The organism is Sorangium sp. So ce296, from assembly GCF_051529605.1.
Classification (GTDB): Bacteria; Myxococcota_A; Polyangia; order Polyangiales; family Polyangiaceae; genus Sorangium; species Sorangium cellulosum_D.
The window spans coordinates 9,002,352-9,027,491 of sequence record NZ_CP150325.1; the positions used below are offsets into that span (position 1 = coordinate 9,002,352).

Below are 25,140 nucleotides of genomic sequence, written 5' to 3' on the forward strand. Positions count from 1 at the left end.
GATCATCGCGCTACCCTCCGACGTGAGCCCATCCAGAAAAACCGCGATTCCCCGCGCTACCGCAGGATCTCCTCGAGCAGCCGGTTCGGCTCGCCGCGGAGATCGTCGCCGAACGACGCGACGCCCAGGCCGTAATACTGGTTCATGACGGTGAACCACAGATCGCGGAGCTGGCGATCGTTGCCGAGCGCGTCGTAGGCGACGTGCGCGTCGTTCAGGAAGACGCCGTCGCCGCCCAGAAGGACGATGGGCAGATCGTACGCGTCGTGATCGTGCGTACGCATCTCGCTCATGTACATCATCACGCAGTGGTCGAGCACCGTCCCGTCGCCCTCGGGGATCGCGTCGAGCCGCTCTGCGAGCTGCGCCGTCTTCTGGCCGAGCCAGCAGTTGATCGCCGCGAAATCGAGGTTGCTCTCCTCGACGACCGCGTAGCGGCCGCCCTCGTTCGTGCTGCCCAGGTTGCCTGGGCCGTGCTGGCAGGAGTGATAATGGAGGCTGCTGCCCTCCCGGTACTCGAGGCCCACCTTCGCGCGGACGTCCGCCGGGATGCACCGGTACTCGAACTCGGAGCGCGCGTCGTCGAGCATGTGGGTGACGACGCGGGTCACGTCGCATTGAATGGCCATGACGATGAGATCGATCATGACGTTCGCGTGATCGTCGTGCTTGTACTCGCCGGCCTCCGTGCTGTCGTTCTCGTTGAGCCCCTCCTGCTGTCCGGGCGGCTCTGGGACGACGCCGGGCTCGCGGATCGGGCTGCAGCCGAGGCTCCCTTGCCCCGGCGTCATCGTCGACTGGACGCGGGTCACGTTCTTCTCGATCGCGCGCAGCGAGTCCAGGTATTGCTGGACGATCTTGCGATCGTCCGAGCCGACCCGGTTCATGAGCGAGTTCGCGTCCGCGAGCACGGCGTCGATGACGCTCTTCTCGGTCGCCGCGCGGCGCTCCGCCTCGATCCTGGCCTGCTCGTCGGTCTGCCCGGGCACGGGCGCCGCGGGCGCCGCGCCCGCGGCGACGAGCGCGTCGAACACCGCCTTCGGGTTGACCGAGCGCTTGAGCGGCTCGCGCGGGCCCTTCCAGGAGACGGCCTGGTTGTAGGCGTAGCTGCGCCCGTCGAAGAAGCCTGGCTTGACCCCGAGCCCCGTTTGCAGCGACGGGATGCGGGTCGCCTGCTCCGGGCCGGCCTTCTGGACGATGAGCTGATCGACCGAGACGCCGTTGCCCACCCACTCGCCGAGGTCCTGCCCCGCGGCTCTGCCCAGCTGATCGGCGTCGACGCAGGTCGACAGCGCGGCGGCGCAGCGCGAATGGGACGGCTCGATGAACGGGCTCTGCTCCTTGCTCCAGGTGTAGTTGCCGAGGCGGCTTATCATGAGCATCTTCGACTTCACCGGCGCGAAGTGCTCGAGCACCCTCGGCAGCTTGAAGTCGGCGCCCTTCAGCGTCTTGCCGAACGCGGGCGCTGTCTCCCACCAGTGGTGGGGCGCCCCGTTCGGGAAGGTGCAGAGCACGAAGCGCTTCGGCGTGCCGGGCTCCCCCGCGCGCGCCCGGCGCGGCGCGAGGCTCTCGAGAAACGGCAGCGCCAGGCAGACGCCCGCGCCGCGCAACAGGTTCCTGCGTGTCATCAAGCGTTTCATGTGCGCATCGCTCCTTCGTGACCGGTGTCGTTCGACAAGCGCGCCCGCGGCCTCACTGCGCCTCGCCCTTGCCTCCGCGGAGGCGGAAGGCGTCGCTGGTCACCACGTGCTTCACGAGATCCGCGAGCGTGCCGCTGTCCCAGCGCGCGGCGATCTCCCTGAACGTGGACATGTCCGCGCCGGTCGGGCGCCGGCGCAGGGCGTAGGTGAAGAGCTGCTCGGAGGGGCAGACCCCGAGCTGGGGGTCTGCCTGGAGCTTGGGCAGGAGGCCGGAGAAGTCCTGGAACTCCGTGTCCTCGAGCTTGCCCGTCGCGTCGATCGGATCGCCGTTCGGGTACTCGGTCCGGTAGGCGCCGATCGCGTCGAAGTTCTCGAGGCTCAGCCCGATCGGGTCGAGCACGTCGTGGCAGCTCGCGCAGTCGGGCGACTCGCGGTGCTTCTCGAGCTTCGCGCGGACGTTGTCGACCGCGCCCGAGCCGCTGCCCGGGGCGTCGAGCTCGGGGATGTCCACGTTGGCGGGCGGCGCCAGGGGCACGCAGAAGAGCTGCGCCAGGATCGTCTTCGCGCGGGACGTGGGCGAGGTGCGATCCGCGCGCGACGACAGCGTGAGGAAGGCGGGGAGCGTGAGGAAACCCCCGCGGACGCCCTCGGGATCGCGCGCGGTGAGCGGATCGAGCAGCGGATTCGCCGGGTGGGGCGCCGTGAGGAACTCGGACCACGGCCGCTCGCCGGTGGTGAATTCGGCGAAGTAGGCGTTGGCCTGATCGAGCATCGCGCCCTTCACCTCGTCGTTCCAGAGCGGGAACAGGGACGCGTCGACGTTGTGGCTGGGGAGCGTGCGCGTGCCGAGCCACTGGCCGAAGAAGTTCTGGAAGAAGGCGGCGCTCTTCGGGTCGTCCAGCATCCGGTCCACCTGCTGCCGGAGCTCGTCCTCGGTGGCCAGGCGATCGCCCTCCGCCGCGTCGAAGAGCTCCTCGTCCGGGAGCGAGCTCCAGAGCAGGTACGAGAGGCGCGAGGCGATCTCGTAGCCGTTGAGGGCGCCCGGCGATCGCTCCGAATCGGGCCCCGCCTCGATCCGCAGGAGGAAATGCGGCGATGTCAGCAGGCTCCGGACGACGTGCTGCACCGCCTGGACCGGGGACATCTCGAGGGTGCTCCGCGCGTCCGCGTACTGCGCCGCGTACCGCTCGACCTCCGCCGCCTCGAGCGGGCGCCGGAAGGCGCGCAGCCCGAAGCGCTCGATGATCTCGCGCGCGCACCCGTCGCCCGCGCCCTGCGCCGGGTCGCACACGAGGATCTTCGCGCGCTGCGCCTCGTTCGAGAACGCGTCCTCGGCGAGCTTCTTGGCGGCGTCGTAATACCCCTGGATCAGGACCTGGGACAGGTTCGAGAGCGCGCTGACGCTCGCGTCGAAGCCCTTCGCGCCGAAGGCCGGGAAGCCGTCCGCGGGCCTCAGGCGCGTTCCCAGGAGGTGGGCGACGGTGTTGTTGTACTCCGACGCCGTCATGTGGTGCAGAGGCATCCCGCCTGGCGCGGCGGAGGGGGCGTCTTGCTCCGGAGCGTCCTCGCTCCCGAGGATGCCAGTGCACGAGATGCTCAGGAGACACCCCCCGGCAGCGAGCCAGGGGCGCGCGAACACCCGGTCAAGTCTGAACGTCATCGTCGGCTCCCGCGTGTGAATCGGCAGATTCCCCCTCGTGGCCGGAGCGCGCTGCGTTCGTGATCAAATCGACAGCACAGGCGCGCTAGGATCAGGCCGTGCTCTGTGCGCAGAAGACTACGGTGATGGTGTTGCTCCTCGGGCTGTCCGGGTGCGGAGCGGACGTGGAGATCGCGGTGGGTCGCATGAACCCGGCGCCTCCGGCGAGCGGCGGCGGAGCGGACAGCGGCGGTGACGCGGGCAGCGGTGGGGTAGGGGGCAGCGGTGGTGTAGGGGGCAGCGGCGGTGAGGCGGGCAGCGGCGGTGAAGGGGGTCGTGGTACGACTCCGTGCGATGCGCTGCCGTCTCCCATACATCGGTACACATTCGATGGGACGGGAGCGATCGTCGCCGATACCGTCGGCGGCGCCGACGGCGAGATCCTCGGCGGCGCGAGCCTCGATGGCGGAGGGGTGCTCGCCCTCGACGGCGACGACGATTACGTCGATTTGCCCGCAGGGCTCCTCTCCGGATTGCGCGATGTCACCGTCATGGCCTGGGTCGCCCGCGACGGCGGAGGCGCCTACCTGCGCATCATCGACTTCGGCATCGGCAGCGGGGGCGAAGATCCGGTCGAGGGCGACGGGAGCGTGGGAGAGTCCTACCTGGTGATCACCCCTTCGACGGGCTTCGACGCGCGGGGGGTCGCCGCGCTCGCGAGCGACAGCGGCGCGGCGGGCGAGGTGGCGATCCCCACCACGCCGACGCTCGACGACGGCGAGATCCATCAGGTCGCCGTCGTCTTCGACGGCGCGGCCGCGTCCCTCGCCCTCTACCTGGATGGGGCGCTCCTCGGCAGCGCGCCGGTCGGCTTTCCGCTCTCGGCGATCCAGGACGTGAACAACTGGCTCGGGCGGTCCCAGTTCGATCAGGATCCGTACTTCGGAGGGCGCTACGACGAGCTGCGCATCTACGGCGAGGCGCTGGCCGGCTGCGCGATCGAGGCCGCGTGGACCGCCGGTCCGGATCGGCCGTGACGCTCAGAAGGCCAGCGCGAGGCCGAGGCGGGCGCTGAGACCTGCGGCCGGGGGGCGATAGACGGTCCCCTCGAGGTTCTCCACGACGAAGCGGGGGCGCTGCAGCGGGACGAGGGCGTGCAGCGCCCCCTCGACCTTCAGCGGAGCGGCGACGCGCCACTCGAGCAGCGCCCCGAGGCCGGCCGCGAAGATCGGCGCCGTGCGGGTGAAGGGCTCGTCGACGTCGCGCCCGCGGGCGAGGAGCCAGTGCTGGCGGCCGAGCGCGCAGACGTACACGCCGAGGGGACGGCCGAGGGCGCGCGCGCACGCGTCGACCTCGAGGAACCAGAGCCGGAAGTCGGCGCCCGCGGTCCGCCCGGCGATGCGGCCGGAGCTCGACGGCACCACGCCGGCCGCCGCGTCCGCGCGGAGCCAGCCGACGCGGAGCCCGCCGCCCGCGGCGACCCCGACGCCGATCGCCGGGACGAGCGCCTGCTCGACCTGCGCGCTCAGCCAGAGCGCCCCCTCCACGCGGCGCTCGTCCGGCGCAGGCGGCGGGCTCGCGGCGGGCGGCGGGCTCCGCGGCGCGCGGCCCCGCGCGGGTGGCGGCGGGCGCGGCGCGGCCGCTCCGTCGCCGCCGCTCGCCGGAGGTCGCGCGGGCTGCGCCGGCGGCGCGGCGGCATTCCGCGCCGCCGCGTCGGGGTCGATCGACATCGCGACGATCAGCGCCGCCGCCCGCGCCATGGCCGCGCAGTCGTCGCCGTGGATCGCGCGCTCGCCGGGCACCGGCGCGCGGATGCGCAGATCGAGCCGGAGGCGCGCGCCGCCCCGGCGGGCGACGGCGATCTCGACCGCGATCGGCTGGCGCTGCGCCGACGTTCCCAGCAGGCGGTCGATCTCGCTCCGGACCTGGTCGGCCGGCGGGCACCCGTCCGGCGCTTCCCAGCGCAGATCGATGGTGCGCGGCTCGGCGGGCGCCGCGCGCGCGCGGGCAGGCAGCAGCCCCGCCGCGACGATCAGGGCCTGCAGGGCCGACGGGGCCCAGGCCGCTCTTGAGACGTGCACCCGCGCACTCTACTCCTCCTGCCCGCACGCGGCGCGCACGCGCGTCGCGAGCGGCGAGCCCGGGCTCTGCGCCAGCAGCTTCGCCGCGATCGCCCTGCCGGCCGCCGCCCGGCCGGAGCGGCAGAGCGCGATCGCGCGCGAGGCCTCGCGCTCGGTCGAGAGCACGCCCCGCGGGTAGCGGCTCCCGTGCTCGTTCAGCTTCGAGAGCGCCTGCGCGAACTGGCCCGCCTGCAGCGCCTGCTGCGCGTCGCGCAGCAGCGCGACCTCCGCGTCGAGCCCCTCGGCGCCCGGCCTCGCGGCGGCGGCCGTCGGCGCCGGCGCGCGCGCCGCCGACCCGCGCGACACGACGGCCGCTGCGGGCGCGGCGCTGGCCGCGGGTGCGCTGGCCCCGGCGGGCTCGCTGGCCGGGGGAGGGGCGTTCACCCCGGTAGAGGCGCTGGCCTGCGCGGCGGCCCTGGTCTCGGCGGAGGCGCTCTCCTCGGCGGAGGCGCTGGCCTCGGCGGGCGGAGGCGCCTCGTCGCCCGGCGCGCCGGAGCGCGCTTCGGCGCGCGGCGCTCGGGGCGTCAGGCCCGCGGCCCTCGGCGCTTCCGCCGCGTGCGGCGCGGGCGCCCCGCCCGACGCCGGGAGGTAGAGCGCCGCGCCCGTCGCGAGGCCCACGATCAGCGTCGCGAGCCCGATCTTCAGCGGGGCGCCGAGCAGCGTGACGGCCGCCCCCTTCGCGACCGCCGCGCCCGCGCTCGCGGCCGCGCCCGCGGCGGAGCCGACCGTGTGCGCCGCCCCGGCGGCGCTCGCGGCGCTTCCGGCCCCGGCGCTCGCCGAGCCGACGGAGCCGGCCCCCGCGGCGCCCTTGGCGCTCGCGGTCACGGCCGTGGCCGCCGCCCCGGCGAGGCCGAGCCTCGCCCACACGGCCGCGCGCATCCGCCGCCGATCGTCGTCGGTCGGCTCGTCCTCGTCGCGGAGGGCGTTCAGGAGCGCCCGCTCCCCAGGCCCCAGCTCATCCATCGCGGCCTCCTCGGATCCTGGCGTGGTGGCGGCGCACCGCGTCGGAAAATGCCTGTCGGGCGGCCCTCAGCCGCGCATATACGGTGTTGATGTTCACGCCGATACCCTGAGCGATCTCCGTCGCCGGCATCTCTTCCAGCTCGGCGAGGAGGAGCACCACGCGCTTCTCCTCGTCGAGCGACGCAAGGAGGTCGTGCGCGACGCGCGCGGCCTCCGCCCTCGTCATGGCCTCGTAGGGGCTGAGGTCGCTCGGCCCTGCGAGCTGCTCCGGATCCACCGTCTCCCCCGTCCCGCGGTGGGCGGGGCTCTTGCGGCGCAGCGATCTCCGGTGCGTCTGCACGACGTTGACCACGATCCCGAAGACCCACGTCTTCAGCGACGAGCGGCCCCGGAACTCCGGGAGCCGCCGGTGCACGACCACGAACACCTCCTGGCACACGTCCTCGTGCGCGGAGGCGTCCACGCCGAGGCGGCGCACGGTCCGCCAGACGAAGGGGAAGATCTCCTCGTACACCTCGGCGAAGTCGGGCGGCGCGCCCTGGAGGCTGGCCGCGGCGACGGCGGAGACCGCGCCGGCCGGCGGCGGGGTCGACGGAGCGACCGCCGCGCGGGCGGTCACTGGCTGCACCTCTCCGCGTGGGGCAGGGAGACGTAGAGCTCGCCGAGCGCGGTGAGCTCCCCGCTCGCGCCGAGCAGGTCCACGTTGGGGATCGCGTCGGTCCGCCCGGAGAACCAGGCGTACCGGAAGACGTCGGGGTCCGATTCGAGGAGGGGCACCGCTTCTCGCATGTACGCCGCCTGGGCTTCGGGCGACCGATCCGCGCCGTCTCCGCACGAGAACTCGGTCAGCCAGATCGGGCGCCGGTAGCGTTTGAGCTCGCCGAGGTACCACTCGAGCGCCGGCCTGTCGCAAGCGTACCAGTGCGCCGCGATGAAATCGACGCGGCAGCCCTCGCACGCGGCGAAGAAGGCGTCGAGGTACGCGAACGGATCGGTCTCGTGGCAGCCGCCGCCGCAGAAGTTCACGGCCGGCGAGACGAGCTCCAGCCCCTTCTCGTCGGCGATCTCCTCGAGGTCTGGCCACAGCGCCGCGGCCTCGGCGGCGGAGAGGTTGGCCTGCGCGAAGAAGTTCGGCTCGTTGAACGCGAGCAGGTACTTCGCCCCGCTCGGGATCGCCGCCTTCACCTGGTCGGCGTCGAAGCGGCCGCCCCAGACCATCGGTACGAAGTCGACGCCCAGGTCGACGTAGGCGCCGCCCCGGAGCGCCTCGTCGGGGACGGTCGCCCAGTTGTACCACCAGCCGACGCTGGCCGAGAGGGCCGAGAGGTCGGCGACCGAGTGGTAGCCGTACCCGATGCCGCGCTTGCACGGGCGCCCCGCGGCAGCTCCGCCGTCGCCCGCGCCGCCGCCTGCGCCGGGGCTGCCGCCGTCGCCCGCGCTGCCGCCGTCGCCAGCGCCGCCGCCCGCGCTGGCGCTGTCCCCCGCACCGGCGCCGTGCCCTGCCGCGCTGCCGGTGCTGCCTGGGCCCACGAGGCCTGCGCCGCCATCGCCCGCGCCGGTCGCTGCTTGGACGTTTCCTGCGCCACCATCGCCGTTCGCGTCCTGGTGGAAAGATTCCCCCACGCAGGCGACGGACAGGAAGATCCCGAGCAGGGGGCTGATGCCGCACAGAAGGGTTTTGGGGTCTCGACGCATGGCTCGAGGGGGCTGGTGGCCGGAGCCGCAGCGTTCCGTGATGAAAAGTGGAGGGATGGGGATGTGGGGCTCATCGGGCGGCGATCCGTGGGCTGGCGTTTCTTGGCGTGCGGGGGGATCATCACGGCTGCGCACCGCGGCCGACAGCTCGCACCTCCGCGCGCTTGACGGCTGCGAGGAGCGCGCCGAGGAAAACCGGATGACACCCCCTCGCTGGCTTGCCGCGCTCGCGGCGCTCACCCTTCCTTTGGCGGTCTCGGCGACGGCCCTGACCCAGGACGGCGCTCCCCTCCCGCCGCCGCCTCCTCCTCCGGAACCGCTTCCGTCTGCCTCCGCGCAACCAGCGCCGCCGGCTGCGCCCACGCCGCCGCCTGCGCCCACGCCGCCGCCGTCGCCGTCCCCGCCGCCGGTCCCGCCCGCGCCGGCGCCGCCGCCTGCGCCTGCGCCCACGCCGATCCCGTCGCCATCGCCGCCGGTCCCGCCCGCGCCGGCGCCGCCGCCCGCAGCGCCGGCGCCGCCTCCGGTCGCGCCCGCGCTGCCGCCGCCGGCTGCGCCCGCGCCGCCGATTGCGCCCGCGCCGCCGTACTCGCCCGCGCCGCCGTATGGGCCGTCGCCGCCTCCGGTCGCGCCCGCGCCGCCGCCGCCCGTCGCGCCCGCGCCGCCGCCGCCCGTTGCGCCCGCGCCGCCGCCGCCCGTCGCGCCCGCGCCGCCGGTCGCTCCGCGTCCGCCCCGGAGCCAGCCGGCGCGTCCGAGCGCTGCGCCGCCCCCGGTGGCGGGCCCGGTGACCGTGGACGATCCGGAGCCTTCACCGGCCGAGCCGGAGGAGAACAAGCAGGACAAGGAACCCGAGGACAAGGAGCCCGAGGACGAGGACCGGGACGGCGTCCGGCTCCGGTACGGCAGCACGCTGGGCGGCGGGATCATCAAGGCGCCGACGGGCACCGGCGGCGTCTTCGCGTGGACCGGCCGGCTCGGCCTTCAGATCAATCACCTGTTCGGGATCTACTACCAGAACACCCCCATGCTGACGCTCACCCCCGAGAGCACCGACAACAGCGCGGGGTTCGAGGCGGGGTTCATCGATTACAACTCGCTCCTCGCGAGCTTCACCTTGTTTCATGTCCTCGATTTCGGCGCAGGGCCGTCCATGGACTACGTGGCCGTCGCGAGCTGCTCCGCGACGCTCGCGGGCCTCGAGTCGGGCGCCGGCTGCGCCAGCACCTCGGACTGGTACTTCGGCGCGCACGCGCGGGGCGCCCTCATCCTCGGCGGCGTGTCCGGCGACGGGCCGCGGCGCAGCGGGTTCGCCCTCGCCGCCGAGCTCCACCCGGTGTTCCTGCCCGAGGGCACGACCTTCAGCTTCACGCTCGGGCTCGGCGGAGAGTGGTATTGAGGAGAAGCCGTCCGGAGCCGGTTCTTGCCTGCCGGGCGCCGGCAGGGCTTCCCGCTACCCCTGCCGGGCGTCGGGAGGGCTTCCGGCCATCCCTGCCGGGCGTCGGGAGGGCTTCCGGCCATCCCTGCCGGGCGTCGGGAGGGCTTCCGGCCACCCCTGCCGGGCGCCGGCAGGGCTTCCCGCTACCCCTGCCGGGCGTCGGGAGGGCTTCCGGCCATCCCTGCCGGGCGTCGGGAGGGCTTCCGGCCATCCCTGCCGGCGCCCCACAGATGGCTCACGGATTGAGCCGAGCGACAGGCCATCCGCGCGTCCATCAGCGAAAAGGCCCCATCACGCGGCCGCTCGTGCTCGTGCTCGTGGAGGGCGAGCTCCGGTTCGCCTTCGACGAGATCGAGGCGCTCAAAGCGACCCTCGCCGTGGTCTCCCCGCTCGCAGGGGAGCCGCGAAGGCGACGACGGAGCGGTCCTCCCAGTCGCGCGGCACGTCAAAGGATGGTAGTGCCAAATTTGCCCGGAGAGAGTTCACATGAAGGCGGGAAGATTATTGATCTCTTCTTCCCGCCTTCCCGCCTTCCCGCCTTCATGTTCAATTTTGAGCACTACCCAAAGTATACTTCGGTGCTCTCGTAACGCGGCATCGTCGCGGTCTCCACGCTGGCGCCACGCCGCGGCGATGACGGCGCCTGCCTCACCGCAGCGCCGCGCGCAGCGCGCGGACGGCCTGGCTCTGCGTCGGCTGCTCGAGGAAACCCGCGAGCCACGCGGGGTCGAGCTCGGGAAGGAATACGCTCCGCACGCGGGGCTCATATCGCTCGCCCGAGAGCGCAAAGACGCGGAGGCCCTCCTCGCGATCCCACACCCAGACCTCGGGGACGCCGAGCCCTCGATAGATCTCGAGCTTGTCGAGACCTCCGCGCGTCCAGACGACCTCGATGGCCAGGTCCGGAACCTCCTTGTTCGTGGCGCCGACGATGTAGCACTCGTCGGGCTCGGCCCCGCGCTCCTTCGGCGCGTTGCGGAGCGTCCACGCGCCGTATCCGCTGAGCTCGATGCCGCGCTCGTCGCAATAGGCCTCGAGGAGCCGTGCGATGGTCGTTTTGACGCCCTCGTGACTGCGAGACGGGCTCATCAGCTCGATCGCTCCGTTCAGGTAGTACATGCGCACGCCGGCCCGGTCCCCCCGTACGGCGAGGAGGATCTCGTAATCCTTCCACGTCATGCCGTGGAGGATGACGTGCTGGTCGCTCTCCTCGTGACGGGGCCGCGGTCGCTCGGCCTCGGATACGGCGTTCGCTGGGACAGACTGCATGCGTAAGAAGATACTCGACGATGGAGCCGGCGGCGAGCCTCGCCATGCGCCCTGCGGCTCCTTCGAGGCGCGCACTACGCGCGGCCGGGCGCCAGCGCTTCCCTTCGAGCGCGTCGATGGAGGGCCGGCCGCTCTCCCGATCGTCACCTTGCGCCCCCGCCCCGTCGCCGCGGTGATATCCACGACCGCGCACCGCTCGGGTCCCGACGGCCGCCCGCCGGCCCTCGGCGAAACCTTTGCGGATCGCCCGTGTCCAAGGAGACGTGATGCGCTCGATCCCCCGCTCGATCTTCTCCGCCCTCGCCGCCGCGATGGGGCTCTCCCTCGCGGCCTGCGCCGCGGCTCCTCCGCCCGCGGCGCACGCGCCCGTCCCGCCGGGCGACGCCCGCGCGGCGACCCCGCCGCCGCCTCCGCTCCCCGAGCAGGAGGCCTTCGCCGTCCACGGCACGCTCAAGGACGAGTTCCTGCCGCTCCTCAAGCAGGCGCCGTTCGACCCGAAGGCCGCGCTGGTCCCCCCGGCGCCGGCCGGGGTGCCCGCCCCGCCGGCCGCCTGCGCGGCGTTCGCGCGGCGCGCCCCCGTCGCGCCCGCGAGGCCCTGCGGCGATGTCGGGGGCGCCCTCGACGCGCTCGACGCCGCGCTCGCCGAGGAGGACGCCGCGAAGCGGGACGCGCGGCTCGCGGGGGTCGAGGCGTGCGCGGGCCTCGAGACGGGGCTCGCGCGCGCGCTCCGGGCCGAGCTCGCGCCCGCCGGGTGCGGCGACGCCATCGCCGTGCCGTACCTCGAGGCGCCGCCCGCCACGCTCAAGGGCGACCTCTACCAGGTGCTGCTCGGCCTCACGCTCTCCGCCCGGCTCGCGCGCACCGCGACCGAGCCGCCCGCGCTGCGGCCGCCCTACGACGTCCAGCGCGTCGTCGCGTTCACCAAGGGGCCGCTCCTCGCGTGGGTGACGGACCAGGCCCGCGCGATCGAGGATCTCGGGCGGCTCGGGATCGAGCTGCCGTTCTACGCGAAGGGCATCGTCGCCGTGGAGTCCGGGCGGGCCGACATGCGGCTCGTCGAGGCGGTCAGGTCGGCGCCGCTGCCCGACGCCATGCGGAAGGACGCGGAGCTCAGCAACGTCTACTACGGCGAGCTCGACCAGCTGCTGGAGCCCTGGAAGAGCCGCGGCCGCGATGCCGCGCTGGTCGGCCTGCGCGAGCTCTCGTCGGTCGGCGTGATCCGCGACGCCCGCGTCGACGGCGCGCGCGCGATGCTCTCGCGCCTCTACGGCGGCCGCCGCGTCGACGCGCTCGACGCGCTGGAGCTGCCGCCGCTCCCGGCGGTCGCGCCCGCGTCGGGCGTCGAGCGGCTCGCGGCCCGGCTGCCGACGTACTACGCGGGCCGCCTGATCCCGGCCGAGATGGCGGCGCGGCCCGAGGTCCTGCGCGTCCTGGTCGGCCGCGGCGTCCCGCTGCAGCACCGCGCGGCGCTGCGCTCCGCCGAGCTCTCGCCCGAGGCGCGGCAGCTCTATGCAAGGGCGCGGATCGAGCTCGGCCGGCTGTACTGGCGCGCCGTGGACTTCGACCAGGCGACGGCGCTGCTCTTCGCGTGGCCCGAGGGCGCCGCGCGCCCGCCCGAGGCGACGATGCTGCTCGCGCTCGCCCTCGGCCTGCGCAACGGCCCGGAGGACGCGGCGCTCATGATGCGGCGCGCCCCGCTCACCGGGCTCGGCCTGGGCGACCTCGCGGCGCTCGACTGGGTGGCGCGCGCGAAGCCGGCCTCGCCGTACGCGGGCATCGCGGCGTACGACGCGGCGCTGATCAAGCAGATCGCGGCGCCGCAGGGCGCGGATCCGAGCTACTGGGCCGACGTGGCCGCGCGCTTCCGCGAGGCGCAGGCGCTCCTCGCGGGGCCGCTCGCGAAGGCGGCGGAGGAGCGGGCGCGGGCGGCGGAGGAGATCGGGCGGGCGGCGCGCTGAGGCGGGGGCGCCGCGGCGCGGGCTGCCCTCAGGGGGTGGCCTCGCCGGGCGGCTTGTACTCCGTGACCTGGCCGGTCGCGACGAAGCCGACCTGCGCGTAGACGCCCAGCCCGTCGGCCGATGCCTGGAGGATGGCCACCCGGAGCCCGGCCGCGCGCGCGTCGAAGAGCGGGCGCAGCGTCAGCGCGCGGCCGATCCCCCGCCGCCGGTGCGACGGGAGGGTCGAGATGTTGTACAGGCCGGCGACGCCGCCGCCCACGGCGAGCTCCGAGGTCGCCACGGGCATGCCGTCGAGGTAGCCGACGTAGAGCCACAGCGGCGCGTCGTCCGACAGGAGCGCCGGGGCGGCCATCTCGTAGAACCGCACCACGTGGGGATCGGGCGGGGTCCAGTTGGCCGCGAGGAGGCGCGCGAAGTCGCGCAGCTGCGCCGGGGTCCTGACGCGCGCGATCTCGAGGCCGCGCGGCGGGGCGGGATCGGCGGGGAGCGCGTGGAGATCGGCGGCCATGGCGACCTCCGACTCGGCGGCCTCGAGCCCCGCGGCGCGGAGGAGATCGCCGAGGTTCTCCGGCTCGTCGGCGGGGCCGACCCACCACGAGAAGGGGCGGCAGGCGCGGCGGAAGTGGTCGATGGCCTGCGCCACGCGGGCCTCTGCCGTCGCGGCGTCGAGGCGGGCGCGGAGGACGAAGTTGAAGGTGTCGCAGGGCAGCCCCGAGTCGACGAGCACGAGGCCGGCGTCGCGCGTGACGTGGGCGCCGGGGAGATGTGCCTGCGCCCAGCTCGAGTGGACGGCCAGGTTGTCGTCCGCGGCCGCCGCGAGCTGCTTCGCCGGGATGCCGGCAAGCGAGGTCATGGTCATGGGGGGCCTCTCTGACACGAAACGACGGGGGCGCGCCATGTCGTGCTGGGTCTCCGCGGCGCCATGGAGCGGAGCCGGTTCCCGACCCGGAAGCGCGCCGAGCACGGCCGCTCCTCGAAGGAGCTCATGACGGCCGCGCGCGTGTCTCGTCCGTGCACGGCATCCTCTTCGATGGGTGAGAGGCGCCCGTATCCAGGAGGCGTGTGCCCGCGGTGCCCACGTCCAGCCGGCCCGGCGAGTGCTGCGCTGGGTCAGAGGGAGCGCAATGAGCGGCACGAACGTGGTTCGCCTGGAACATGCGGAGCGCCGGCGCGGCGGCGATCCGCCGGTGTCGGAGGTCTCCGGCGTGGTGCTCGTCGACAACATCGCCTACGACAAGCAGGTGCTCGTCCATTACCGCGACGCCGCCGGAGAATGGCGGGTCGCCCCGGCCAGGTACGACTCCGCGCCGCCGTGGGGCTCCCCCGAGCGGTGGGTGTTCTCCGGGATCTTCTATCCTGCCGACTCCCCGGAGCCGGCGCGGTTCGCGATCCAGGTCGTCGCCGCCGGGCGCGAGTACTGGGACAACAACGGACATCACGATTACCTGCTGGATCCCGGTGGAATCGTGTTCGGCGATGCGCCGCTCTTCGGCGTCGATCGCCTCCAGCGTATCGTCGAGTTCGTGGGCTGGCGATACCACATGGACGTGATAGGGGTCGAGGAGGCCATGCCGATCGCCGGGCGGGGCCACGTCTTGCGGTACAAGGTCACGATCGGGCGAAGCGTGGGACCGGGCCGTTACGCCCATGCGCGCTGCGTGGGTATCGCCGTCCGCGGCTCGGACGTCAGCGTCCTGAGCGATACGGTGTGCGAGTCCATCCCTCCGGTCGAGCTGGTCAAACCTTGACAGGGCGCGCCTCGGGCCGGCGCGCGCCACGGCGCCGGCCGGCCCGCGAGGCGCGCCGAGCGCGCGAGCTCCCGGCGGCGGATTTCATGGGCCCCCGCCCGAACCGCCGGCGCCGCCTGTGCCGCCGGTGGCTCCCGCACCGCCGGTAGCTCCCGCGCCGCCGGTGCCCGCATCGCCGCCTGCGCCGCCGGCGCCAGGACCGCCGCCTGCGCCGCCACCTGCGCCGCCCGCGCCCATATCGCCGCCTGCGCCGCCTGCGCCGCCTGCACCCGTATCTCCGCCTGCACCCGTAGCGCCGCCCGCGCCCGTATCTGCGCCTGCGCCGCCGGCGCCATTGCCTCCAGGGTCGTTGCCGCCCGCGCCGTTCGTCGGAGGATCTAGGATCGGGCCCGGGTTCAGCACACCCCCGCCCATCGCGGCGAGGTCATAGATGCGGTACGTCGCGAAGTAGACCCCCACCGGCTTGAGCACGACGCCGGAGCCGACCACGACGCCTCCCGCCGGACCGATTCCAAGGTTCCAGCCGCCGAGGCTGACGATATCCCAGGTGATCTTCTGGAACACGGGATAGGCGGAGACGCGCGCGTACGCCGCCGTCGGGACGAAGTAGATCGAGCTCGCCTGAAGCGTGACGTTCTCGCTCACGCTGAATCCAACCGCCGCGGAGATGTCCGAGAGCGTTGGCGCGCAGCCGCCTGGTACGCCCAGCATAGCGCCGTTGGAGGGCGCGCCGTTTCCCGGCATGTTCCACGATGGCTGGCCGTTGGAGGGCGCGCCGTTTCCCGGCATGTTCCACGATGGCTGGCCGTTGGATGGCGCGCCGTTTCCCGGCATGTTCCACGAGGGCTGGCCGTTGGATGGCGCGCCGTTTCCCGGCATGTTCCACGAGGGCTGGCCGTTGAATGGCGCGCCGTTTCCCGGCATGTCCCACGAGGGCCGGCCGTTGAATGGCGCGCCGTCTCCCGGCATGTTCCACGAGGGCTGGCCGTCCGAGGGCATGCAGCCGCCCGGCATCCACCACGAGGGCGGGCAGTCTGCGGGGGAGCGGGTGCCCGGCGTGCCTGGCGCTCCAGGACCAAGCGGTGTGCCCGGCGCGGAGGGGGTGCCAGGCGCGCCCGGCGGGAACAGCGTGCCAGGCACGCCCGGCAGCTCGTTGAGGGGAGGGAATCCCGGGATGCCCAGCGCGCCCGGCGCGGGCTGGTTGCCCGCGGACGGGAAGGTGCCCGTGGCGGTCCCCTCGATGCTCACGGTGGGCTCGACGCTCGACGACACGGCGAGCTCGAGCGTCCGCGGTCCAAACCCCTCCGACACGCTGAGCAGGTGGGCGGCATCCTCCCAGTGATACGTCTCCGGGAGCACCGTCACATTCGCGATGATCAGGCCGTGACAGAGGGCCTGGCGCGCCTCGCCGGCGCCGGCGCGCTCCCCGCCGCCGTCCGCCGGCCCCGGCGCCTCGCGCGGGCCCACGCAGGTGAGGGATGGAACGAGCGTCACCGCCATCACGAGCGCAATCTTTACGTCGGGTGCAAACATCCTTGAACCTCGGGGTGCCGTCAGAATCGCGATGAGCGAGCTATCCAGGCGTGGAGAGCTCCAGAGAACGATCGCCTCCTCGGCGCTCCTGCGCCGCGCGAGGCCGCTCCTCCCGAGACCGGTGATCGCGGCGCAGACGCCCGCTCACCAAGCGCCGCGTGGGTCCGGATCCCTGGAGAGCGAACCGCTCGATGAGCACAGCAGGCCTATGCGACGCTCCGCCATGCAAGAAGCGGGGAATGCCGGGTCGAGCGCGCATGTGGGCGCCGCCCCGAGATCCAGCGCATGTGCGGAATTCGATGGACCGGCGCTTGCCGCCACCCCGCGCGCGTGACCGGCGCGCTCACGGGGGCCAGAGCCGCGCCGCCAGCGACCGATCCATGACCGCGCACGAGGTGCGAGCGAGGCGAGCATGAGAGAGCCTGCTGCTGTCGTGAAGGCCGCTATCGTGGCCTGTGCGATCCTCACCCCCATCGCCTGCGCGCAAAGCGTGGATCCGCAGCGCGAGGCGCCCGCCGCCGGGGTCGCCGAGGCCACGCTCGACGCGGCGGTGCAGCGGGCCAACGGAGGTGGATGGCTGATCACCCAGGCGCTCGACTTCAACGCTGACGGTATGGCCGACGTGCTCTGGAACGACCCCGAGCGGAGCCTCGTCGCCGTGTGGTTGATGGAGGGGAACCGGCTGCTCGCGCCCGGGCCGCTCATCCCGGGGCCGGTCGGCGACGGCTGGTTCGCCAAGACGAGCGACTTCAACGCCGACGGCATGGGGGACGTGCTCTTTCGCCACGAAGAACAGGGGGCGATGGCGGTATGGCTGATGGACGGAAGCCAGCTGCTCGCGCCGGGGCCGATCCTCCCGGGACCGGGGGGCAGCGGCTGGTTCGCCAGGGCGATCGACTACAACGCCGACAACATGGCGGACGTGCTCTGGAGCCACGCGGAACGGAGCGTGATGGCCGTGTGGCTGATGGAAGGCACCCGTTTGCTCACGCCGGGGCCGTTCATCCCCGGGCCTCTCGGCGACGGCTGGGACGTCGCCGCCGTGGGGGACTTCAACGCCGACGGCATGGCGGACGCCGTCTGGCGCCACGTCGAGCAGAACCTGATCGCGGTGTGGCTGATGGAAGGAACTCACCTGCTCGCGCCAGGGCCGCTGATCCCGGGGCCGATCGGCGATGGCTGGGTCATCGCCTGGGGCGCCGACTTCAACGGCGATGGCATGGCGGACGTGCTGTGGAACAACGCCGAGCAGAACCTGATGGCGGTGTGGTTGATGGAGGGAAGCCAGCTGCTCGCGCCGGGGCCGTTCGTCCCCGGGCCCATCGGCGACGGCTGGGTGGCGCGCACCGCGGCCGACGTCAACCTCGACGGCATGGCCGACGTGGTCTGGCAGCGGGGCGAGGCGAGCGAGATGGCGGTGTGGCTGATGGAGGGGAGCCAGCTGCTCGCGCCGGGGCCGGTGATCCCCGGGCCCTACGATGGCGGCTGATCGCGACGCATGCGCCGGTGACAGAAGGGGTGCGTATGCGAGGCCTCATGAGGGTGCTGGAGCGTCTGGCTGCCGCCTCTGGGCTCCTCGTCGCGCTGGGCTGCGCGCAGGACGCCGGCCAGCGAGACCGAGGGCCGCGCACCCTGGAGCCCGCGGGAGCGTCGATCGGCGCCGCGGCTCAGCGCGCGAACGGCAGCGCATGGAAGGCCGTGCAGGGGGCCGACTTCAACCTCGACGGCATGTCCGACGTGCTCTGGGGCGACGAAGAGCAGAACCTGATGGCGGTGTGGCTGATGGAGGGAACTCGGCTGCTCGCACCGGGCCCATCCATCCCGGGGCCGCTCGGCGAGGGCTGGTTCGCCGCCGCGGCCGCTGACTTCAACCACGACGGCATGGCGGACGTGCTGTGGAACAACCCCGAGCAGAACCTGGCGGCGGTGTGGCTGATGGAGGGAACTCGGCTGCTCGCGCCGGGCCCATTCATCCCGGGGCCGCTCGGCGACGGGTGGGTCGTGCCCTCGGCGGCCGACTTCAACCACGACGGCATGGCGGACGTGCTGTGGAACAACCCCGAGCAGAACCTGATGGCGGTGTGGCTGATGGAGGGAACTCGGCTGCTCGCGCCGGGCCCATTCATCCCGGGGCCGATCGGCGACGGCTGGGTCATCGTCCCGAACCTGACCGACCACGGCCGCGACGGCATGGCCGATGTGGTCTGGAACAACCCCGAACAGAACCTGATGGCGATCTGGTTGATGGATGGAAACCGCCTGCTCGCGCCCGGGCCGCTCATCCCCGGTCCGGCCGGCGACGGCTGGAAGGCGCTCGCGGTGGGCGACGCCAACTTCGACGGGATGGGGGATGTCGTCTGGGACCATCCGGAGCGGAACCTGACGGCGGTGTGGTTGATGGATGGAAGCCAGCTGCTCGCGCCGGGGCCGGTGATCCCGGGGCCGGCCGGCGATGGATGGATCGTCGTCGCCGCGAACGACTTCAACGGCGACGGCGAGGCGGACGTGCTCTGGACGAACGCGGAGCAGGGGCTCTCGGCCATCTGGCTGATGAACGGGGGCAGGCTGCTCGCGCCGGGGCCGGTGATCCCGGGACCGTATGACGGCGGTTGATCGCGGCGCCTGCGCCAGCAACAGGAGAGATACGTATGCGAGGCCTCATGGTGGTGCTGGAGCGCCTGGGTGCCGTCTCTGGGATCCTCGTCGCGCTGGGCTGCGCGCAGGATGCCGGCCCGCGAGCTCGAGGGCTGCGCACCTTGGACCCCCCGGGAGCGCCGATGGGCGCCGCGGTTCAGCGCGCGAACCGCAGCGCTTGGAAGGTCATCCAGGGAGCCGACTTCAACCTCGACGGCATGGCGGACGTGCTCTGGAACGATCCGGAACAGAACCTGATGGCGGTGTGGTTGATGGACGGAACTCGGCTGCTCGCCCCGGGCCCGGTGATCCCGGGGCCGCTCGGCGACGGCTGGATCGCGGCCTCGGCGGCCGACTTCAACCTCGACGGCATGGCGGACGTGCTCTGGAACGATCCGGAACAGAACCTGATGGCGGTGTGGTTGATGGACGGAACTCGGCTGCTCGCGCCAGGCCCGGTGATCCCGGGGCCGCTCGGCGGCGGCTGGGTCGCCGTCCAGAACCTGTTCGACCTCAACCGCGACAACATGGCCGATGTGGTCTGGAATAATCCGGAGCGGAACCTGATGGCGGTGTGGCTGATGGAGGGAACTCGGCTGCTCGCGCCCGGGCCGTTCATCCCGGGACCGGCCGGCGACGGCTGGAAGGCGGTCGCGATCGGGGACGCCAATTTCGACGGGATGGGCGATGTTGTCTGGAACAATCCGGAGCAGAACCTGATGGCCGTCTGGTTGATGGAGGGCAGCCAGCTTCTGGCGCCCGGGCCGGTGATCCCGGGGCCGCTCGGCGACGGCTGGATCGTCGTCACGGCGAACGACTTCAGCGGCGACGGCGAGGCGGACGTGCTCTGGACCAACGGTGAGCAGGGTCTCATGGCCATCTGGCTGATGGACGGGAGCCGGCTGCTCGCGCCGGGGCCGGTGATCCCGGGGCCGCTCGGCGAAGGCTGGGCCGTGCGCACCGCCGGCGACACCAACTTCGACAGCTTGGCGGACGCGATATGGCAGGCCGACGGGACGAACCTGATGGCCGTCTGGCTGATGGAGGGGAGCCGGCTGCTCGCGCCGGGGCCGGTGATCCCCGGGCCCCCCGACGGCGGGTGAACGGCGCATCGCCTGTCGCCGGGCCGGCCGGGGGGCGGGGCAATGCCGCCGCTTGTTCTGGACGACGCGACCGGGTGTCCTGAACAACGCGGTCTTTACGCCCTGACGGCGCGCCTTGAGGGGATCCTGATGCGGCGCGAGCTAGCTTGTCATCGCGCAGGGTCGATCGACCGTCAGCCAGGGAGCACCGTCATGAAGCCGCCGACCACCTCCGCCCCGTACAGGATGCGCACAGGAGATGACCCCTCGACCTCCGGGGAGCGCGCTCGGACCGACGTGGACCTCGCCGCCGTCCTCGGGCTCGCGTGGCTCGCCTGCCTGCTCACGACCCTCTCGGCGATCTCGCGCGGCGAGGCGTTCGGGGGCGCGACCACGGTGGCCGCGCTCATCGTGATCCTCGTTCCGTACCTGCTGCACGGCTGGCTGAGGTCGCTGAGCGCGTCGGGCGCCCGGCGGCGCCGTGAGCGCGCCCGGGCGCGAGGCGGCGGCCGGCGCGACGCGGGGGCGCGCCGCCTCATCGCTCCCCGCGCGCCCCGTCGCTCGCTCGAGCGCGCCGGGCAGAGGCCGAGACGCGCGGTCTCGCCGTCTCCTTGATACTTCCTTGACGTCGCGCCTCCCCGGTTTGACGTCCCCTTGACCCGCGGCGGACTACGCTCTGTCCCGCTCGGCCGGCGCGGGCGCCGCGGCGCACGGCAGCTGCCGATGAGGTCGCCATGGACATGGTCTACCTGGGATTGACGATCCTCTGTTTCTCGCTGTTTGCAGGGCTCATCCGGCTCTGTGAAAGGGTCTGAGCGCCATGACCGCGTTCACCTGGATCTCGGGCGTCCTCGCCCTCGGTCTCCTCCTTTACCTGATCTTCGCCCTCCTCAAGCCGGAGAGCCTGTCATGACCGCCAGCAACGCGCTGGAACCAGCGCTCTACCTGGCCGTCCTCCTCGGCCTCTCCGTCCCGCTCGGCGCCTATATGGCGCGGGTCTACCAGGGCGAGCGCGGAATGATGGCGACGGTCCTCGGGCCCGTCGAGCAGCTCATCTACCGCGCCGCGGGCGTGCGCGCCGACCAGGAGATGCGCTGGCAGGACTACGCCTTCGCGGTGCTCGCGTTCAATCTGGCCGGGCTCGTTGTCCTCTATGCCCTCCAGCGGCTGCAAGGCGTCCTGCCCCTGAACCCCGAGGGCATGGCCGCCGTCCCGCCCGATCTCGCCTTCAACACCGCCGCGAGCTTCGCCTCCAACACGAACTGGCAGGCGTACGGCGGCGAGTCGACGCTCAGCCACCTGACGCAGATGGCCGGGCTCGGGGTGCAGAACTTCGTGTCCGCCGCGACCGGAATGGCCGTCCTCGTCGCGCTGATCCGCGGGCTCACGCGGAAGACCGCGGACACCGTCGGGAGCTTCTGGGTCGATCTCGTCCGGAGCACCCTCTACGTCCTCTTGCCGCTCTCGCTCCTGCTCGCCCTCCTCCTCGTGTCCCAGGGCGTCGTGCAGGGCTTCGGCGGACACCAGAGCGCGTCGCTGCTCCAGGCCGTCAAGGACCAGAACGGCGACGCGGTCGTTCATCAGGTGATCCCGATGGGGCCCGCGGCCTCGCAGATCGCCATCAAGCAGCTCGGGACCAACGGCGGCGGGTTCTTCAACGCGAACTCGGCGCACCCGCTCGAGAACCCGACGGCCCTCTCGAACTTCCTCGAGATGCTCGCGATCCTGCTCATCCCCGCCGCGCTCTGCCACACGTTCGGCCGGATGGTCGGCGACAGGCGCCAGGGCTGGGCCGTGCTCGCCGCGATGACGGCCATCTTTGCGGTCCTCCTCGTCGTCTGCGTCGCCTCGGAGCAGGCGGGCAACCCCGCCCTCTCCCGCCTGGGCGTCGACCAGGCGGCGAGCGCGCTGCAGGCGGGCGGCAACATGGAAGGGAAGGAGGCGCGCTTCGGCATCACGAGCTCCGCCCTCTGGGCGACCGCCACCACGGCGGCCTCGAACGGCTCGGTCAACGCGATGCACGACTCCTTCACGCCCCTCGGCGGGCTCGTGCCCCTCTGGCTCATGCAGCTCGGCGAGGTGGTCTTCGGCGGGGTCGGCTCCGGCCTCTACGGCATGCTGATGTTCGTCGTCATCGCCGTCTTCGTGGCCGGCCTGATGGTGGGGCGCACGCCGGAGTACCTCGGCAAGAAGGTCGAGGCGTTCGAGATGAAGATGGCCTCGCTGGTCGTGCTCTTCCCGGCGATCACGGTCCTCCTCGGCACCGCCGTCGCCGTGATGACCGAGGCAGGGCAGAAGGGCGTGTTCAACCCGGGTCCGCACGGGTTCAGCGAGGTGCTCTACGCGTTCTCGTCCGGCGCGAACAACAACGGCAGCGCCTTCGGCGGCCTCGGCGCGAACAGCCCCTTCTACAACACCGCCATCGGCGTCGCGATGCTCATCGGCCGCTATGCGGTGATCGTCCCCGTGCTCGCGCTCGCGGGCTCGCTCGCGCGGAAGAAGCTCGTCCCGGCCGGCCCGGGCACGCTGCCCACGCACACGCCGCTCTTCGTCGCGCTCCTGACAGGCACCGTGCTGCTCGTCGGAGCGCTCACGTTCGTGCCCGCGCTCGCGCTCGGGCCGGTCGTCGAGCACCTGGAGATGACGCGATGACCTCGAACCTTCATTCCACCGCCGAGGTGATCGAAAGGCGCGGCGCGCCCGCTCCTCCCCCCGAGCTGGCGCCGCCGCCGAGGTCGCGCCACCCGTCCCGCGACGTCGAGGGGAAGAAGACCGCGGCCAGGCCGCTCCTCGACCCCACGATCCTCAAGCCGGCGATCTCCGCCGCGCTCCGCAAGCTCGACCCGCGCCACCAGGTACGCAACCCGGTGATGTTCGTGGTCCTCGCCGGGAGCGCGCTCACCACGGCCCTGTTCGTGCACGCCCTCCTCGGCGAGGGCGAGGAGCCGGCCGGGTTCATCCTCGCCATCTCGCTCTGGCTCTGGTTCACCGTGCTCTTCGCGAACTTCGCGGAGGCCGTGGCCGAGGGGCGCGGCAAGGCGCAGGCCGACACGCTCCGCAAGGCGCGGCGCGACGTCGAGGCCGTGAAGCTCGCCGCCCCCGAGCGCGACGCCGCGCGGACCACGGTCCCCGCGTCGAACCTCCGGAGAGGAGACCTCGTGCTCGTGGAGGCAGGCGCGATCATCCCCGGCGACGGCGACATCGTCGTCGGCGTCGCGTCGGTCGACGAGAGCGCCGTCACCGGCGAGAGCGCCCCCGTCGTGCGCGAGAGCGGCGGCGACCGGAGCGCCGTCACCGGCGGCACGCGCGTCCTGTCCGACTGGCTCATCGTCCGCATCTCCGCCAACCCCGGCGAGGCGTTCCTCGACCGGATGATCTCGATGGTGGAGGGGGCGAAGCGCAAGAAGACGCCGAACGAGATCGCGCTCGACATCCTGCTCGCTGCGCTCACCATCGTCTTCCTCCTCGCGACCGTGACGCTGCTGCCGTACTCGGCCTACGGCGTACGGGCAGCAGGGCAGGGGACCCCGATCACCATCACCGTGCTCACGGCGCTGCTCGTGTGCCTGATCCCGACCACGATCGGCGGGCTGCTCTCGGCCATCGGCATCGCCGGCATGGACCGGATGATCCAGGCGAACGTCATCGCGATGTCGGGCCGCGCCGTCGAGGCCGCCGGCGACGTGGACGTGCTGCTGCTCGACAAGACCGGCACCATCACGCTCGGCAACCGGCAGGCGACGGAGCTCATCCCGACGGACGGGGTCGCGGCGCAGGCGCTCGCCGACGCCGCGCAGCTCGCGTCGCTCGCCGACGAGACCCCCGAGGGGCGCAGCGTCGTCGTGCTCGCGAAGGAGGAGCACGGCCTGCGCGAGCGCGACCTCGGGGCCCTGGGCGCCCGCTTCGTCCCGTTCACCGCGCAGACCCGGATGAGCGGCGTCGACTGCGGCGCGCGCGAGATCCGGAAGGGCGCCGTCGAGGCGATCGAGGCCCACGTCAAGGAGAAGGGCGGCGCGGTCCCGGCCGCGGTGCGCGCGGTGACCGAGGCCATCGCCCGGAGAGGCGGCACGCCGCTCGTGGTCGCCGAGGGCGGCGCGGTGCTGGGCGTCATCCACCTCAAGGACATCGTGAAGGGCGGCATCCGGGAGCGCTTCGGCGACCTGCGGCGCATGGGGATCAAGACGGTGATGATCACCGGCGACAACCCCCTCACCGCGGCGGCCATCGCCGCCGAGGCCGGCGTCGACGACTTCCTCGCGCAGGCCACGCCCGAGGCCAAGCTGGCGCTGATCCGCGACTACCAGGCGGGCGGGCGGCTCGTCGCCATGACCGGCGACGGGACGAACGACGCCCCCGCGCTGGCGCAGGCGGACGTCGCGGTCGCCATGAACACGGGCACCCAGGCCGCGAAGGAGGCCGGGAACATGGTCGACCTCGACTCGAACCCCACCAAGCTCATCGAGATCGTCGAGATCGGCAAGCAGCTCCTGATGACGCGGGGCGCGCTCACGACTTTCAGCCTGGCGAACGACGTCGCCAAGTACTTCGCCATCATCCCGGCGGCCTTCGTCTCGACGTACCCCGCGCTCGGGCGGCTCAACGTGATGGGGCTCGCCACGCCGCGGAGCGCGGTGCTCTCCGCGGTGATCTTCAACGCGCTCATCATCGTCGCGCTGATCCCGCTCGCGCTCCGGGGCATCCGCTACCGGTCCGTCGGCGCGGAGCGGATGCTCCGCAGGAACCTGCTCGTCTACGGCCTGGGCGGGCTCGTCGTGCCGTTCGTGGGCATCAAGCTCATCGATCTCCTCCTCTCCGCCCTCGGCCTCGCCTGATCCTCCAAGGAATGAACGCTATGCTCGCGCACCTGCGACCCGCCCTCGTCCTCCTTGCCGTCCTCACCGCCGTCACGGGGTTCGCCTACCCGCTGCTCTCGACGGCGATCGCGCAGGCCGCGTTCCCCCAGGAGGCGAACGGCAGCCTCGTGCGGAAGGACGGCCGCGTGGTCGGATCGAGCCTGCTCGGTCAGCCGTTCGACGATCCACGTTATTTTTGGGGCCGCCCCTCGGCGACGAGCCCTGTCCCCTACGCGGGGCAGGCCTCCGCCGGGAGCAACCTCGGGCCCACGAACCCCGCCTTGGCCGAGGCGGTCAAGGCCAGGATCGACGCGCTCCGCGCCGCAGATCCGGAGAGCGCCGCGCCGGTGCCGGTCGACCTGGTGACCGCCTCCGGCAGCGGCCTCGATCCGCACATCAGCCCCGCGGCGGCGGCGTACCAGGCGCGGCGCGTGGCGCGCGCGCGCGGCCTCCCCGAGGACGAGGTGCGCCGGCTCGTCGCGCGGCACACCGAGGAGCGGTGGCTCGGGCTCCTCGGCGAGCCCCACGTGAACGTGCTCCTCCTGAACCTCGCCCTCGACGGCGCCGGCTGAGG

At 72.9% G+C, this 25,140-nt stretch carries 21 protein-coding genes; 12 read left to right on the top strand and 9 right to left on the bottom strand.

Features of this window, described 5'->3' with window-relative positions:
• Positions 1-56: 56 nt before the first annotated feature.
• Both WME98_RS33300 and WME98_RS33305 read right to left on the bottom strand, forming a co-directional pair.
• Positions 57-1,640: a DUF1552 domain-containing protein gene (locus WME98_RS33300; protein ID WP_437945724.1), complete on the bottom strand. Its 1,584-nt coding sequence runs from the start codon at positions 1,638-1,640 to the stop codon at positions 57-59.
• A gap of 52 nt (positions 1,641-1,692) precedes the next feature.
• Positions 1,693-3,300, bottom strand: coding sequence for a DUF1592 domain-containing protein (locus tag WME98_RS33305; RefSeq protein WP_437945725.1), 1,608 nt, complete (start codon positions 3,298-3,300; stop codon positions 1,693-1,695).
• A 452-nt stretch (positions 3,301-3,752) separates the two neighbouring features.
• Here WME98_RS33305 and WME98_RS33310 point away from each other — a divergent pair, with 452 nt between their 5' ends.
• Positions 3,753-4,316, top strand: a complete 564-nt coding sequence (locus WME98_RS33310; protein WP_437945726.1) for a LamG domain-containing protein — start codon at positions 3,753-3,755, stop codon at positions 4,314-4,316.
• A gap of 3 nt (positions 4,317-4,319) precedes the next feature.
• On the opposite strand, the gene WME98_RS33315 is transcribed toward WME98_RS33310, so the two are convergent.
• Genes WME98_RS33315 through WME98_RS33330 form a run of 4 tightly spaced genes read right to left on the bottom strand, consistent with a single transcriptional unit; the run spans position 4,320 to position 8,057 of the window.
• Positions 4,320-5,360 carry a hypothetical protein gene (locus tag WME98_RS33315; RefSeq protein WP_437945727.1) on the bottom strand — a complete coding sequence of 347 codons (1,041 nt, stop codon included), beginning with the start codon at positions 5,358-5,360 and terminating at the stop codon, positions 4,320-4,322.
• Between the two features lie 9 nt (positions 5,361-5,369).
• Positions 5,370-6,362: a hypothetical protein gene (locus WME98_RS33320; RefSeq protein WP_437945728.1), complete on the bottom strand. Its 993-nt coding sequence runs from the start codon at positions 6,360-6,362 to the stop codon at positions 5,370-5,372.
• Entirely contained in the window at positions 6,355-6,981 is a 627-nt protein-coding gene (locus WME98_RS33325; RefSeq protein ID WP_437336777.1) for an RNA polymerase sigma factor, read from the bottom strand. Before WME98_RS33325 ends, WME98_RS33320 begins: the two co-directional genes overlap by 8 nt.
• Positions 6,978-8,057, bottom strand: a complete 1,080-nt coding sequence (locus WME98_RS33330) for a glycoside hydrolase family protein (RefSeq protein WP_437945729.1) — start codon at positions 8,055-8,057, stop codon at positions 6,978-6,980. Before WME98_RS33330 ends, WME98_RS33325 begins: the two co-directional genes overlap by 4 nt.
• 199 nt (positions 8,058-8,256) lie before the next feature.
• Here WME98_RS33330 and WME98_RS33335 point away from each other — a divergent pair, with 199 nt between their 5' ends.
• Positions 8,257-9,450 carry a hypothetical protein gene (locus tag WME98_RS33335; protein ID WP_437945730.1) on the top strand — a complete coding sequence of 398 codons (1,194 nt, stop codon included), beginning with the start codon at positions 8,257-8,259 and terminating at the stop codon, positions 9,448-9,450.
• A gap of 687 nt (positions 9,451-10,137) precedes the next feature.
• Here the strand turns inward: WME98_RS33335 and WME98_RS33340 are convergent.
• Entirely contained in the window at positions 10,138-10,758 is a 621-nt protein-coding gene (locus WME98_RS33340; protein ID WP_437945731.1) for a Uma2 family endonuclease, read from the bottom strand.
• Positions 10,759-11,024: 266 nt separating this feature from the next.
• On the opposite strand from WME98_RS33340, the gene WME98_RS33345 reads away from it, so the two are divergent.
• On the top strand, positions 11,025-12,716 hold the full coding sequence (locus WME98_RS33345) for a hypothetical protein (protein WP_437945732.1): 1,692 nt from the start codon (positions 11,025-11,027) through the stop codon (positions 12,714-12,716).
• Between the two features lie 28 nt (positions 12,717-12,744).
• Here the strand turns inward: WME98_RS33345 and WME98_RS33350 are convergent, their stop codons facing one another.
• A complete protein-coding gene (locus tag WME98_RS33350) occupies positions 12,745-13,575 on the bottom strand; it encodes a GNAT family N-acetyltransferase (RefSeq protein ID WP_437945733.1) in 831 nt (276 codons plus the stop codon).
• A gap of 265 nt (positions 13,576-13,840) precedes the next feature.
• On the opposite strand from WME98_RS33350, the gene WME98_RS33355 reads away from it, so the two are divergent.
• Positions 13,841-14,464, top strand: coding sequence for a hypothetical protein (locus tag WME98_RS33355; RefSeq protein ID WP_437945734.1), 624 nt, complete (start codon positions 13,841-13,843; stop codon positions 14,462-14,464).
• An 84-nt stretch (positions 14,465-14,548) separates the two neighbouring features.
• Here WME98_RS33355 and WME98_RS33360 read toward each other — a convergent pair whose 3' ends face one another.
• Positions 14,549-15,997: a hypothetical protein gene (locus tag WME98_RS33360; protein ID WP_437945735.1), complete on the bottom strand. Its 1,449-nt coding sequence runs from the start codon at positions 15,995-15,997 to the stop codon at positions 14,549-14,551.
• A gap of 448 nt (positions 15,998-16,445) precedes the next feature.
• On the opposite strand from WME98_RS33360, the gene WME98_RS33365 reads away from it, so the two are divergent.
• From WME98_RS33365 to kdpC, 8 genes are all read left to right on the top strand, one after another.
• Complete coding sequence (locus WME98_RS33365) at positions 16,446-17,486, top strand: FG-GAP repeat domain-containing protein (RefSeq protein WP_437945736.1); 1,041 nt, start codon at positions 16,446-16,448, stop codon at positions 17,484-17,486.
• Positions 17,487-17,533: 47 nt separating this feature from the next.
• Complete coding sequence (locus WME98_RS33370; RefSeq protein WP_437945737.1) at positions 17,534-18,610, top strand: FG-GAP repeat domain-containing protein; 1,077 nt, start codon at positions 17,534-17,536, stop codon at positions 18,608-18,610.
• 35 nt (positions 18,611-18,645) lie between these two features.
• Positions 18,646-19,734, top strand: a complete 1,089-nt coding sequence (locus WME98_RS33375; protein ID WP_437945738.1) for an FG-GAP repeat domain-containing protein — start codon at positions 18,646-18,648, stop codon at positions 19,732-19,734.
• 192 nt (positions 19,735-19,926) lie between these two features.
• Positions 19,927-20,328 carry a hypothetical protein gene (locus WME98_RS33380; RefSeq protein ID WP_437945739.1) on the top strand — a complete coding sequence of 134 codons (402 nt, stop codon included), beginning with the start codon at positions 19,927-19,929 and terminating at the stop codon, positions 20,326-20,328.
• 205 nt (positions 20,329-20,533) lie between these two features.
• The gene (kdpF, locus tag WME98_RS33385; protein ID WP_020733824.1) at positions 20,534-20,626 is read left to right on the top strand and encodes a K(+)-transporting ATPase subunit F; all 93 of its coding nucleotides are present in this window, start codon (positions 20,534-20,536) and stop codon (positions 20,624-20,626) included.
• On the top strand, positions 20,623-22,365 hold the full coding sequence (gene kdpA / locus WME98_RS33390) for a potassium-transporting ATPase subunit KdpA (RefSeq protein ID WP_437945740.1): 1,743 nt from the start codon (positions 20,623-20,625) through the stop codon (positions 22,363-22,365). The genes kdpF and kdpA overlap by 4 nt, the downstream gene beginning before the upstream one ends.
• On the top strand, positions 22,362-24,545 hold the full coding sequence (gene kdpB, locus WME98_RS33395; RefSeq protein WP_437945741.1) for a potassium-transporting ATPase subunit KdpB: 2,184 nt from the start codon (positions 22,362-22,364) through the stop codon (positions 24,543-24,545). The genes kdpA and kdpB overlap by 4 nt, the downstream gene beginning before the upstream one ends.
• A 20-nt stretch (positions 24,546-24,565) precedes the next feature.
• The gene (gene kdpC, locus WME98_RS33400; protein ID WP_437945742.1) at positions 24,566-25,138 is read left to right on the top strand and encodes a potassium-transporting ATPase subunit KdpC; all 573 of its coding nucleotides are present in this window, start codon (positions 24,566-24,568) and stop codon (positions 25,136-25,138) included.
• Positions 25,139-25,140: the final 2 nt, after the last annotated feature.

Coding starts and splice junctions, on each gene's coding strand:
- WME98_RS33300 (WP_437945724.1), bottom strand. CDS start 1,640: ATGAAACGCTTGATGACACGCAGGAACCTGTTGCGCGGCGCGGGCGTC.
- WME98_RS33305 (WP_437945725.1), bottom strand. CDS start 3,300: ATGACGTTCAGACTTGACCGGGTGTTCGCGCGCCCCTGGCTCGCTGCC.
- WME98_RS33320 (WP_437945728.1), bottom strand. CDS start 6,362: ATGGATGAGCTGGGGCCTGGGGAGCGGGCGCTCCTGAACGCCCTCCGC.
- WME98_RS33330 (WP_437945729.1), bottom strand. CDS start 8,057: ATGCGTCGAGACCCCAAAACCCTTCTGTGCGGCATCAGCCCCCTGCTC.
- WME98_RS33335 (WP_437945730.1), top strand. CDS start 8,257: ATGACACCCCCTCGCTGGCTTGCCGCGCTCGCGGCGCTCACCCTTCCT.
- WME98_RS33340 (WP_437945731.1), bottom strand. CDS start 10,758: ATGCAGTCTGTCCCAGCGAACGCCGTATCCGAGGCCGAGCGACCGCGG.
- WME98_RS33345 (WP_437945732.1), top strand. CDS start 11,025: ATGCGCTCGATCCCCCGCTCGATCTTCTCCGCCCTCGCCGCCGCGATG.
- WME98_RS33350 (WP_437945733.1), bottom strand. CDS start 13,575: ATGACCATGACCTCGCTTGCCGGCATCCCGGCGAAGCAGCTCGCGGCG.
- WME98_RS33355 (WP_437945734.1), top strand. CDS start 13,841: ATGAGCGGCACGAACGTGGTTCGCCTGGAACATGCGGAGCGCCGGCGC.
- WME98_RS33360 (WP_437945735.1), bottom strand. CDS start 15,997: ATGTTTGCACCCGACGTAAAGATTGCGCTCGTGATGGCGGTGACGCTC.
- WME98_RS33370 (WP_437945737.1), top strand. CDS start 17,534: ATGAGGGTGCTGGAGCGTCTGGCTGCCGCCTCTGGGCTCCTCGTCGCG.
- WME98_RS33375 (WP_437945738.1), top strand. CDS start 18,646: ATGCGAGGCCTCATGGTGGTGCTGGAGCGCCTGGGTGCCGTCTCTGGG.
- WME98_RS33380 (WP_437945739.1), top strand. CDS start 19,927: ATGAAGCCGCCGACCACCTCCGCCCCGTACAGGATGCGCACAGGAGAT.
- kdpF (WP_020733824.1), top strand. CDS start 20,534: ATGACCGCGTTCACCTGGATCTCGGGCGTCCTCGCCCTCGGTCTCCTC.
- kdpA (WP_437945740.1), top strand. CDS start 20,623: ATGACCGCCAGCAACGCGCTGGAACCAGCGCTCTACCTGGCCGTCCTC.
- kdpB (WP_437945741.1), top strand. CDS start 22,362: ATGACCTCGAACCTTCATTCCACCGCCGAGGTGATCGAAAGGCGCGGC.
- kdpC (WP_437945742.1), top strand. CDS start 24,566: ATGCTCGCGCACCTGCGACCCGCCCTCGTCCTCCTTGCCGTCCTCACC.